Here is a 13,524-nt window from a genome sequence, read left to right as displayed (position 1 = left end):
AAAATTCAGGGAAGGAAATACAGTTAAATCAGACTTACATCATAGCCATTACTTGGGTTTCTGAAATCTGAGGGGTTGCTCCTTGATAAGTAGCTACTAACGAACCCATTGCACAGGCAAATCGTAAACTTTCAGCAGGATTTTTTTGCTGTAACAAATTCTTGAGTAATCCAGCTAAAAAGGCATCTCCGCTACCAATGGTATCTTTTACCTCAACAGAAAACCCTTTGTTTTGGTAAAACACTCCATCTTTCAATAAAATGGCACCATCTGCTCCTAATGTTACACAGAGTGTTTGAATATCAAAACGTTTGGCTAAGGCTAACATGGCTGTTTCTAAGACTGGAGATTCGTCGTACCAACTTGCAATCAAAGCCAGTTCATTTTCATTCATTTTTACCATATCTGCAATTTCCAAGAAGGATGTCACAGATGCTTCATTATAAAATGGCGTTCTGAGGTTCACATCAAACACTTTGAATTTTGCCTGTTTTAGTAATGCTTGCAAGGTATTAGCGGTAACCTCACTGCGTGCTGCCAAACTACCAAAAATAAATACATCCGTATTTTGTACTGCTTCTGTGAGGTTATCTTCTGGCTGGATATAGTCCCAAGCAACAGGATGAACAATTTTGTATGTTACTTCATTTTGATCACTCACATTGGCTTTTACAACGCCCGTTAAATGTGTTTTGCCATGCTGAACTAGTTCGGTGGATAAGCCTTTTTGGCTTATTACCTGAATCAATTCTTCTCCTAATTCATCATCGCCAACGCGACTAATAATCAATGGGTTAAGTCCTAAATTTTTTAATTGAACTGCTACGTTCATGGGGGCTCCGCCAGCTTGCTTTCCAGTAGGGAGAATATCCCAAAGCATTTCGCCAAAGCAGATTATTTTTGGATTAGTCATTGTTTAAATAGATTGAAATAATAATTGTGTACTAATGCATTACGATTGTTTTTTCCACGCCTTCCAAAGAAGTCCCTTTGGTTTCAGGCATAATTTTCAATACAAACAATAGTTGCAAAACCATCATCGAAGCAAAGAATGTGAAGGTAACGCCCCCACCAAATGTCTCTGCGATATAAGGGAATGTAAAAGTGATGATAGCCGCTAAAATCCAATGCGTAAAACTTCCTAAGGCTTGTCCATAAGCACGTACTTCATTCGGGAATATTTCTGAGATAAATACCCAAATAACAGCCCCTTGAGAGAACCCAAAGAAGGCAATAAAGATGAATAAATAGAAAGAAACATTAAGACCAATATTGCCACTGAAGAAGGCCTGAGCTACTAATACCAACGAACCAATTAAGCCTATAGAACCCCAAAGCATCAATACTTTTCTGCCGAATTTATCAATTAACGAAATGCCTAAAAGCGTTGATACCAAGTTAATTAAACCGATTCCTGCCGAGGAAAGAAGTGCGGAATCTTTTCCTAAACCAGCCATTTCAAAAATACGAGGGGCAAAATAAATAATGGCATTGATTCCCGAAACCTGATTGAATACAGCAAATAATACTGCCAACATTACGGGCTTACTATACGTAGGTTTGAATAAAGTTGTAAAATTACTTGAAACGCTAGTTGCTGCATGACTACGGATAGCTTCAATAATTTCTTCCGAGGTTGTGGCGTCTATTTCCTCCAATGTTTTTCTAGCAGTTGCGACATCTCCTTTTTTGAGAATTAACCACCTCGGACTTTCAGGAATAATAAAAACAGTTACTAAAAATAATATAGAAGGGAGGGCTTGTACTCCTAACATCCAGCGCCAAGCATTCTCGCCAATATCTGCTAATAAATAATTAGAGAGATAGGCAATCAATATGCCGAATACTACATTAAATTGAAACATGGCTACCAAGCGACCTCTTTTGTGGGCTGGAGCTATTTCAGAAATATACATGGGAGCCACCACAGAAGAAACACCCACGCCTAGCCCTCCTAAGAATCTAAAAACTAAAAAGACACTCCAGTTGGCAGCATAGGCAGTACCTAAGGATGATAGTAAATAAAAGATAGCTACTAGTAATAAGGTTATTCTTCTTCCATATTTTTCAGCAGGCAAACCACCAATTAAAGAACCTAAAACTGTTCCGATTAAAGCAATTGAAACGGTAACGCCATGTTCAACTACGTTTAGATTCCATAATTTTTGTAGCGTTTGCTCTACGCCAGAGATTACTGCGGTGTCGAACCCAAAAAGGAATCCCCCTAAAGCTGCAGAGAGTGCCCACAAGAATATTTTAATGTTTTGATTCATGGTTAACTTTTATAAGTTTTTTGATGAACCAAAATTAGAAGAATATTATAGGGATGTCTGTAAGTATTCTTTCAAAGAGTATCTGTATTGATACATTTATACAATGTATTGATTTACAGCATTATATGTTAAATTAAAATATTTAAAATATTGTTTGAATGTAAATATTGATACAGCGTTTTAATAAATGATACATCAAGAATTTCGCCATTCAGAGGGGGTTTGATTAGTCTTTTGTTTAAAGAAAGTGGTAAAGTAACTTGGATTGTTAAAACCCGTTTCATAAGCTACTTCGGCGATGGTTTTATCTGTTTCTTTTAAAAGTGCCTTCGCTTTTAATAATTTAAAATCACCGATATAATCAGTTACATTTTTGTTAGTCAACGCCGAAATCTTTCGGAATAATTGTACACGCGACATTCCTAATTCTTTACTCAGTTTCTCAACGGACAAAGAACTATCATTTAGATTCTTTTCAATCAATAATTCAAATTCTACTAAAAACTTACGCTCACTTTTTTGAATTTGACTAGGGTTGGTAATTTCACTTGAAAAACGGCGACGCATCCTATCCCTATTTTCAAGTAAACCTTTTATCTTTTCTTCTAGCAATTGCTGATTAAAAGGTTTTGAAATATAAGCATCTGCCCCAGCTTTTGTTCCTTCAATCTGGCTTTCCATTTGTCCTTTTGCTGTTAACAAAATCACAGGAATGTGTGAAGTCCTAAAATCATTTTTAATTTTTTGGGTAAGCGAAAATCCATCCATTTCAGGTAACATTACGTCACTGATGATTAAATCTGGAATATTATCCAAGATTTTCTCCCATCCTTTTTCTGCAGTTTCTACGGCAACAGTATTGTATGATTGATTGAGCTTTTGACTGAGAAATTGATTTAAATCTTGATTGTCTTCTATCAATACAATGGTATTATCGTGCGTCTTTGAACTACTTAAAACCACAGGCACAACGGGTTCTATATTTTCACGAGCATATAGACTTTTAGTTACTTCGGTTTCACCACTTTTCAGTTGCACAAAAGGCAAAATGATTTTAAAAGTAGTTCCCTTTCCTTTTTCAGATTCTACTTGAATATCACCTTGATGAAGGGAAACGAATTCACGTGAAAGGGCTAAGCCTAAACCTGTACCCAAGGAAATATTCTGATTGCCCCGATAGAATAAATCAAATGCCCGCTCTTTTTCTTCTTTACTCATACCGATTCCATTATCTGAAATCAATATTTCAATTTTCTCAATATTCTTTAACAACGAAATATGTATCAACCCACCGTTAGGAGTATATTTAAAGGCATTAGAAATGATATTGAATAGTACTTTATCAAGTTTTTCCGTATCAAAAACCATTGGCATGATGCTAAACGGACAGATAAATTGTAAGTCTATTTGTTGCGTTTTTGCCTTTACATTGAAGTCGGCTACAATTTCTTTTACAAAACCCACTAAATCTTGTTGACTTACTTCTAATTCCATTTTGCCAGCATCTACTTTCCTTAATTCAAGTAATTGGTCTACCAGACGTAGCAACCTATTCGCATTTTTATGAATTAACTGAAGCGCATATCTGGTTTCTTTAGCATCCACAGATTTACGTTGAAGAATATCTTCTGTTGGGGTTAGAATCAGGCTCAAGGGCGTACGAAATTCATGAGAAATGTAAGAGTAAAAACGCAATTTATCTTCTGTTGCTTGTCGAGCAAGTTGCGAGATACGTTCAATCTCATCTTTCTGTTCAAGAATCGCTCTATTCTGATTCCCTAAAATTTGATTCGATTTTTGTTTCTCTCGTAGTAAATAGAACAAGATTAGCCCTAGTAAGAGTACCACTAATAAAAAAACTACCGTCAGGTAAAGTGTATTTTGCTGTGACGAAAAGATACGAGTCAGGTCTTTTATTCTTGTTGCTTGACGTTTAATATCGTCTTCTTGTTCTTTAATCTTTTGATATTGTGCCAACATGATTCCTACATTTTCACTATCGATAATGGTAGTAAAAAGTTGATTCTCTTTATTAAAAGGCTGTTTTTTCAAAATTTTAACAGCCGTTTTGATAGCTTCTTCTCCACCAGTAGGATACAATATAGTAGCAGATAATATACCTTTGCTGACTAAATCAATTCCTTGATTATCGCCATACAGTCCATCTACACCAATTATTTTTTTATTCAAACCCAAGCTTTTACAAACATCGGCTACCATGAGCGCAAGCCTATCATTATGAGCAAAAATCAAATCTATATCAGCGTGTTGACTCATAATAGCGTAGACCTGATTCTGTAAATTTTGAGGTTTACGTGCCGAAAAGACCGATTTAACAAGCTTTAGGTTAGGGTAATGATTAATTGTTTTTACAAATCCTTGATGCCTATCGATAGTCGGGGATGTTTTTGCCCCTTCGCCTACTACAAAAATATTGCCTTTGCCATTTAAAATAATGTTGGCATATATTCCTGCATTTTGACCTATCAACTTATTATCTGCCCCCACAAAAGCTGTATATTTTTCTGAAGTTGTTTTACGGTCTACAATTACCACGGGAATACCAGCGTCGTATGCTTTTTCAATAATAGAAGTCAGAGGTTTTGCTTCATTAGGCGATACGATGATTAAATCTACTTTTTCATTAATAAATTGTTGAATTTGTAAAATCTGCTTATTACTGCTACCATTGGCATTAGAAATAACCATATCAATATCATTATGAAAAGTAAGTTCACGTTCCATTCCTTCAATCATAGTCTTACGCCAATTGTCGCTCATCGTACACTGCGAAAAACCAATACGAAATGTTTTTTCATCCTTACTGCTCTTACAAGCATACAGCATCAAAACTATGCAGATTGGTACTAATATTTGATATATTTTTCTCATGTATTTACGATTAAGAAATGGTATAAGCTGATTTTGTTTCAAGAATCAATTATTCAAAAGGAGTAAAATAACTATGCTTTATAAGCAGAAAAAGATAAACTGCTGGATTTTATTATCCAACAGTTTATCTAGTTGTACGCTACATCAATGAATTTTATTTCCAGCTTCTTTTCAAATTCCAGACTTTCAGTGCCTTTACCTTGATGGGAGCTCCTGAAGTTTTAATGTTCATTTTTGTATAATCTTCGTTCGGAAAGAAAATTTCCGTCATAACTGTCGTGCCATCGTCTGCAAATAATTCGGCTGAGGATACATCAAAAAACAAATGCATTTTGATGATATTACTGTCAGATAATCTTGGTGCAATATGAATCTTTGAAGCAAAATCTTTTGAAAAATCTACTTTGCCCGACTTTGTTCTATCACTAAAAAAAGTATTATTTTCGCTGTTATAGCCAATTATGTATTTCTCACCTTTTGCATTAGATATTTCAATATTAACGATGTCATTTGTCTTAGGCTTTTCAAATGATAACTCCACTTCTGATAAAGTAGGAACAAAACTTATCTTAGTATTTAAATCTAAAGAATCTTTGATGGTTACATTACTTACCTGCAAAGGTTTTTTAGCCAAATTTCTTAATGCTTGAAGTTCTTTGACTGGTGTTGACGCAAGTCTATATCCTTGGCTTGTTGCTTTCAGTGTCAATTCTCTCGGTAATGTAGCAGCACTTCTCCATTGAGTAGTTGGAACAATATTAGCATATTGCCAGTTACTCATCCAGCCGATTAAGATTCTTCGACCATCTGTTTTGGGAACATCTGACCACGTTACTCCTGCATAATTATCTTTGCCATAGTCTAGCCAAACACCCTTTCCATTGGTTACACTAGGCTTGAAAGACTCGTCTAGTACAAATGTTTTACCATCAAATTCACCAATGAAATATTGCGTTCCCGAGCCTCCATTTAGCGCACCTGGATTGATATTGACAATCAATACCCACTTGGTAATTTTACCGTCTTTTAAAGGAAATAAGTCTGCACATTCCCAAACACCACTATGATTTCCCCATTCTTTCCCAAAGCTTCCTGATTTCGACCAGTCTTTTAAATTCTTTGAAATCCAAAATTCATGATGATCTTGTACGGCCAATGCCATAACCCATTGCTTACGTGCTTCATCCCACGATACTTTCGGGTCTCTAAAATCACGGACACCTTGATTTTTGATGACAGGATTATTGGCATATTTTGTCCAAGTACGACCTTTATCATTACTATACGCTATGCCTTGGCTTTCAAAATCATTTTTTCCAGCTTTTTCAGCAGCCATATTATGATAAGTAAAAATAGCAATCAGTGGCGGCTGATTGTTAATGCCAAAACCACTTGTATTATTCCAGTCTACTACAGCACTTCCAGAAAAAATATAGCCTAAACTATCAGGATATAAGGCAATTGGGAGGTTTTCCCAATGAGTTAAATCTTTGCTAATAGCATGACCCCAGTGCATCGGTCCCCAAACACTTTGGTCTGGAAAATGTTGATAAAACAAATGGTATTCCCCTTTATAAAAGAACAGTCCATTGGGGTCATTCATCCAAGCCTTTGGTGGAGAAAAGTGATAATTAGGGCGATGTTTTTCGTGATATAAATTCGTACTTTGTCCTATTCCTTTATGCATGATAAGTAATAGTAGAACGACACAAAATACAGTTATACGTTTAAGAGTTTGAAAGTAAATCATTTTTTTCCATCATTAAATAGTGAAGTAAATGTAAGGCATTAATTTATGCCTTTGAATGATTCAAAATTATCAGTCTTGCTTTTTAAAATGATGTATTAATCTTTCCAATAATTCCAAATTTGATACAATCAATAACTTACTAAAAGTCAATCAGTTATATTTTAAAAAAGTAGTGTCGCTATTAATATTGTTACTAAAAATCAAATAATGTTACTATAAAACAAAACGGGTACGGTATTTTATAATCATCTTAATTTAGCAGAGGCCTAATAGTCTGTGATTCATAAGGGAATTTTAATGTAAAAGTTGTACCTGCGCCTTCTTCACTGACAAAGGAAATCTGTCCTCCCAATTTATTCGTAAACTCTTTGGTGATGGTCAATCCAAGTCCTGTACCTTCGATATGCAAAACATTGTTTGCTCGATAGAACAACTCAAATAAATGTTCTTGGTCACCAAAAGGAATTCCCAAGCCATAGTCTGTGACAACAATGTGATAACAGTCAGGATGAAATAGTAACGTTAGGCTTGGATTTTTTGAACCCACTGAATATTTAAAGGCATTATTTACCAAATTGCTAATAATATGATTTAGAAACGAGGTATTTGAAACAATCAGTTTATGGTCTTCTGGCAGATGTATATCCAATCTTCGATTATCTTTTCTATCCAAATAATATTGTTGATTGATATCATTAATTAATTGTACAATATCAATAGATTCAAGATGATGTTCTTTCGTATTTATCGCCGTTTTTTCAAGCAATAATATATCACGCAATATTTCGGTCAATCGATTTGATTGAGAAATAATCTTATTTAAATGAAGTTTTATTTTTGTTTTCAAGGTTTCATCCTCCATCATGTTTACATAGATACCTAGGATATCAATCCCACTTACGATAGTTGCAATTGGTGTTCTGAATTCATGGGAAGCAAGAGCCGTAAATCTGGTTTTTAAGATATTGATTTCTTTCTCTTTTTCTAGTGATAGTTCTAATTGTTTAAGCTGTTTTTGGGCTTCTTCGGCCATTTTGATTTGAGTAACGTCTCTTTCTATAGAAATCCAATGGGTAAACCAACCTGTTTCGTTTGCTACAGGAATAACAGTGAAGTTTATCCAAAATTTTTCTCCATTTTTCTTATAGTTAATAAGAGTAACTTCGGTAGGCTCCCATTTTCTTAAAGATGTACTTAACCGATACAACTCTTTTTTATCAGATTCTTCTCCTTGCAAAATACGCGGAGTCTTTCCAATTACTTCTTCGGCAGTATAGCCTGTCATTTTTGTAAAAGCCTCATTTACATATAATATTCTTGGCCCCGGATGATCAAAAGGTTCTGCTTCTGTAATCATAACAGAGTCTTTCGTATTGACAACGACAGACTCTAGTAACTTTAATTGCTGTTCTCTCTCTTTTTGCAAAGTGACATCCCTCATTGCCCCTACCATTCTTATGGCTTTTCCGTCACCATCTCGAATAGCAAAACCTTTGTCTATAACATACGCATAACTTCCGTCAGGTCGTTGGTAACGATATTCATCTTCCCAATTATTGATATTACTATTATTTTCAATTACTCGCTTAATTCCTTCTACTACCCTCGTTACATCATCAGGGTGTATGTTCTTAATCCAAGAGTCGATAATAGATGTAAGTGGTTGATAGGTATGCCCGAATATATTCAGGTAGCCCTCTCCCCAATACAACGTTTGTTCCTGTAAATCCCAATCCCAGATGGCATCAGACGTTGCCTTGGAAACAAAGTTGTAACGTTCATTACTTTCCACAAGGGCTTTTTGTGCATTTTTTTGTTCAGTGATATCTTGAACTGTCCCTTCAAATGAAATAATTTTCCCTGCATCGTCCTTAATAGGCTTACCAATCTCATGAATCCATTTTAAGTGTCCATCAGGCAAAATAATTCGATATACTATATCAATCACTTTGTTTTCATCTAATGCCTCAGTCTGCTTTTGAACGAACATTTCTATATCATCTGGATGAATAGTATTAAAAAACGATTCAAAATTCAGGTCAAATGAGTTTTTAGAAAGTCCCCAAAGCGTATAGACCTCATCGGACCAATATAAATGTTGTTGCTCAATATTAACTTGCCAATACCCTAATTTTGCAATACTCGTTGCCGTACGAAGTTTTATTTCACTGTCTTTTAATTCTTGTAAAACAGCTTCTTTTTCTGTTACGTCATTGATGAGAACAAATGAAACCCTTCTTCCATTATAATCCATTAAATGACCTATGACTTCTACTTTTAATAAGTCATTATTTTTTGTTTTATGAATCCAGATACGTTTGTGAATCTGTCCATACGTTTCTTCACTTTGGGTTACAGCATATACTAGTGGTTTTTCAGATTCGGGTCTTACATCTAAAATAGTTAATGATAACATTTCTTCACGGGTATAACCGTATTTTAAGAGGGCTTCATCATTACATTCAACAATTTCTAAAGTCTTGAAGTCCCAAATAAACATGGGCGAAGGGTTGTTATCAAACAAATATTTATATTGTTTGGCAGATTCTATCAGGGCAGCTTCACTAGCTTTCTTCTCAGTAGCATCTTTGGCAACACAATAATTTATATTTTCTACGGCATCCCAACGACCAGACCAAACCATTGGAACAATACTTCCATCTTTTCTAATAAATCGATTCTGAAAATTAGTAGTTTCGATACCACTTTTAACATCAATACCACTTTGTTTGGTAATATCGTGGTCATCCTGATGAACAAGGTTCATGAAATTAGTACCGATAAGCTCCTCTGGTTTGTAGCCCCAAATTTTAAAACAAGCAGCACTTATTTGTACAAAATAACCGTCTCCATCTATCGTACAAATAATATCCAGCGACGAATCCATGATTTTGTTCAATTCATCTTTTGTTTTCTCTAAGGCAATTTGCTGTATTTTTTCATCGGTGATATCTTGAAATACCCCAAACAATTTTAAAGGATTCCCCTCTTCATCTTTAACAATACTTCCTCTGGAAATGATATGTTTTATCGTATTATCTTCTAACACAAATCTTTTTTCAATCCTGTATTCTTTCCCCGTTTGCATGGTATGCTGCATTTCTTCGATAGCCAATGCTCTATCATCGGAGTGAATTACGCCTAATCCTTTTTCAAAGGTTACCTCAAATGCCTGAGGTTCATAGCCACAAATGATAAATACGCCATCAGACCATTGTAATTCATTAGTAACAAGGTCTAGTTCCCAAGTACCAAATTTTGAAATAGTTTCTGCTTTTTTAAGTAGTTCATTTCTTTTGTCGATGATAATATTTGCTTCAGCTAATTGCTGTTTCAGCACAAAATTCTCCGTAACATCTATCATTGAATGCATGATGGAAATAATCTCTCCTTTATCATCAAATACGGGAGTATGTTCTATTTCCCAATATCTATTTTTGATAGCTGAATTATTTCCATGAAAATCATATTGCTTACCCCCTATTTTATGGGACACTTTATACTTGATAGCTTCATTTAACGAATGCTTTAATTCAGCTATTGAAGCAGCATCAATAGAAAATACGTCAAAGATGCTTTTGCCTATTAAATCAACAGCTTGTAGCCCACAAATTTTGGTGTAGGCTTCACTCATTTCAACAATATTAAAATCTTGATTATTATTTGATAATATCAAGATTGGCAAAGGAAGTGTTTTGAGTAGATGGCGAGAGAGAATAGTACTCATATATTTATATTTAAAAAGGTCAAAATAAATATTCTTGACGACTAGTTCACTACTTCAATAACAATGCCATTCTGGATAATATGCATAAATAATTGTATTATTTCACTAGTTTGTATTTTGCTTCAAAAGTACTTGATTGTTTTGTAAAATCAGTAGAATCTTTTGTTAGAAAATACGATTAACGCTGATAGGTGATATAAATCATAGAATACCATAAAAAAGATAGGGGCTAATTCAGATTTGAATAGCCCCTATCTTTAGATTAAGTATAAATGGTTAAATCTATTTAACTACTAGTAATTGTATTAATGTTAAAAGTTGTTTATTGCTAGCCTATTTTTACTTATTCTTCATTTTTTGTTCCAATACCTTCATAAAATAGCCTCCCACTACGCTTCTTGCCTGAAAACCAACCATTTTGCCTGTAGTTGTTTGATGCCAGTCACTAATAGGTACTCTTGATGATGTTTTGGTGGCATAGTCAAACATTGGGTTTACCAACGCTTCAAAATCTTTGTAGTCGTTTGCCAAAACGGATGTCCAGATTACCCAGTCAGACTTTGTATAAGTAGCTCTGCTATCAAGCGGTAATCCAAACTCATTTTGCTTGGTTAAATAAAACTTTATTTCCGTATCAAATACCTCTTTCGGAAAATAATTTAGGTTTAAAACCTTGTCCCAAACCAAGTTATATTTTTGACTCCACGTCCCTTTTTTATCGAAGGTTAAAGCATAATGGTCGCCATCTTTTGCCATCTCAATCCATTTTGTCACAAAGCCTTTGGTAATCGCATCATATTTCTGGAAAGTAGCTGTTTCGCCCATCTGTTTCGCCAATTGCGTAAAGGTTTCAAGAGCCACAATCGCCTTAGCAGAAAGGTTGATGTTGCGTGCCAAATGACCCGCAAAGTCGTCTGTACATAGCTGATTAGCAGGGTCAAATCCCTCTTTTGTAAGAAAATCAGCCCAAATGTTCATTATTTTCCAATGCTTTTTGGCATAATCCGTATTCCCTTCTGCTTTACAAATGGCTGCTACTAGAATCATCACATTACCACATTCCTCTACTGGCATATCTTCGCCATAGGTTTGTCCGTTAGCAAGCGGATAAGTCCCTAAATCGTGTGCAGGGAAGGGTTTGGTCCATTTGCCACTTTCGCTATAATAAAAAATTCCGTTCAACATCCCTTTCATTAATTCAGGATTATAAATCAGAAAAAGTGGTGCTGATGGGTAAGTTATGTCAACGGTGTTGATAGACCCATTACTGAAATTTTCTTTTGATAAAAATAAGATTTCTCCTTCGGGGTTCTTTAATAATTTATGGGCAGCAATACTCTGACGATACGCCAATTCACATAATTTGGCATATTTTTCTCCTCCTGCTTTCAAAGCGTCATTATAAATCATCTCATTAATACTTTCGCATTTTTTGATGATAGAACTATATTCTTTGGATGCCAAGTCAAGTTGATGTTCTATCGTTGTCTGACCATTGCTATTCCACCAAGGGCGTAGATTTTTGCCAAAATATTGGATTGAATACAAATCGTCATAGCCTAGCAAAATCATCTGTTCTTTTGCTGAACTTGCGATTTTGCCCATGTCTACAATAGTATTGAGTACTAATTTTTTACCCGTCAAAATGTCCTTAGTAGTTGCTTGAAACGGATTCAGTAAAGTCTTAGTGATAGATTGTTTCACATTCGCTCCAGAGGGCGTTGCTACATACATATAACCCCAGTCAATGCGAAGGTCATCACCTTTCTTCTCTAAAACAGCCTGTTCTTGAGTCCCAGCTTTCAAGATGCTTAGGTTATTATGCTTGTATTTTTCAGCATTAATTTGTTGCGAGCTTGTATTAGTAGCAATATCAGTAGAAGCTCCTACATACAGTTTTACCTGATGTACAGCATTATCATTTGCCTTTACTTTGGCACTAATATATGAAACTGGTCTGGCTAAAATGTCAAGGTCATTGATTAATAAAGGAGAGGTGAAAGTTAGGGTAAGGTCTGTTTTACCACAAGTAAATTCATAAATGGTTTGTGTGGCATTTAGCTTTACACTTTTTTGTTGAGCAAGGTGCATACTGGTATTTGCGACAGGAATATTCTTCTGAACAATACCGATGTCCAATAATGCCTCACCGCCAGTATTGATTACATGAATCGCAAAAACGTTTTTCCCTTTCTTCAATTTACTTTTCATGTCATTCGACATAGGCAAGTACAAATATTTACCTGCACAACAACCTGCATCAAAAATCAACGCTCCGTTCAAATATACTTTTACGTTGTCATCATGTTGAAGTTTTAAGATGGGGTCTTTTAGGTTAAGCGTTTCAAGCGTAAATTCACGACGAACCCAAATGTCCTTACTCAACCATAAGGTTTTAGAAACCCCTTTGGTATTTCCAAAAGGTGCTAAACCATTCTTCCATTGACTATCGTCAAAATCTGGGCTCATCCAATTAGTCGAAGGACTCGTTTCTGTATATTTTGTAGCATAATTTACTTCATCACCAGCTGGAAGTATTGCTTTGTAGCTAATAGGTTCGTCACCTAAAAAGCGATAGGTTTGTCCGTCTACATTCAACATACCGATTAAAGAATGGTCAGTGCCTGTCCAGTGTTTAGTAGGCGAGGCATTCAAATTATCGGTAGTTGACCAAATACTAAAATAAGGGTCATGGGTTATAAGCGGATAAGCTGGAGCTTTGGTACTTTGGGCAAAAGTTAGGGCCATTTTACAAAATACCAAGCCTAAAAGAATCAGTTTTTTCATTATGTTAAATTATTGAATATATTTATTTGACAGCACACCTAAACAAATGGATTTGAAGAGATGGATACAAAATTAGAGTTTCAATTCTCCATACC

General features: G+C 35.1%; 6 protein-coding genes. All 6 read right to left on the bottom strand.

Annotated elements, in window-relative coordinates:
• Positions 1–34: 34 nt before the first annotated feature.
• Entirely contained in the window at positions 35–913 is an 879-nt protein-coding gene (locus AC07N0_RS18590) for a carbohydrate kinase family protein (RefSeq protein WP_494590440.1), read from the bottom strand.
• Between the two features lie 31 nt (positions 914–944).
• Positions 945–2,273, bottom strand: a complete 1,329-nt coding sequence (locus tag AC07N0_RS18585; RefSeq protein WP_494590439.1) for a sugar porter family MFS transporter — start codon at positions 2,271–2,273, stop codon at positions 945–947.
• Positions 2,274–2,468: 195 nt separating this feature from the next.
• Positions 2,469–5,165, bottom strand: a complete 2,697-nt coding sequence (locus tag AC07N0_RS18580) for a substrate-binding domain-containing protein (RefSeq protein WP_494590438.1) — start codon at positions 5,163–5,165, stop codon at positions 2,469–2,471.
• A 154-nt stretch (positions 5,166–5,319) separates the two neighbouring features.
• Positions 5,320–6,852: a glycoside hydrolase family 32 protein gene (locus AC07N0_RS18575; protein ID WP_494590437.1), complete on the bottom strand. Its 1,533-nt coding sequence runs from the start codon at positions 6,850–6,852 to the stop codon at positions 5,320–5,322.
• Positions 6,853–7,165: 313 nt separating this feature from the next.
• Entirely contained in the window at positions 7,166–10,642 is a 3,477-nt protein-coding gene (locus AC07N0_RS18570; RefSeq protein WP_494590436.1) for a PAS domain S-box protein, read from the bottom strand.
• Positions 10,643–10,981: 339 nt separating this feature from the next.
• Entirely contained in the window at positions 10,982–13,429 is a 2,448-nt protein-coding gene (locus AC07N0_RS18565; RefSeq protein WP_494590435.1) for a glutaminase family protein, read from the bottom strand.
• Positions 13,430–13,524: the final 95 nt, after the last annotated feature.

This window comes from Arcicella sp. GW821-FHT09D11, assembly GCF_059416265.1.
The sequence above is the reverse complement of the archived record's forward strand: the minus strand, read 5'-3'. Positions and strand labels throughout refer to the sequence as shown.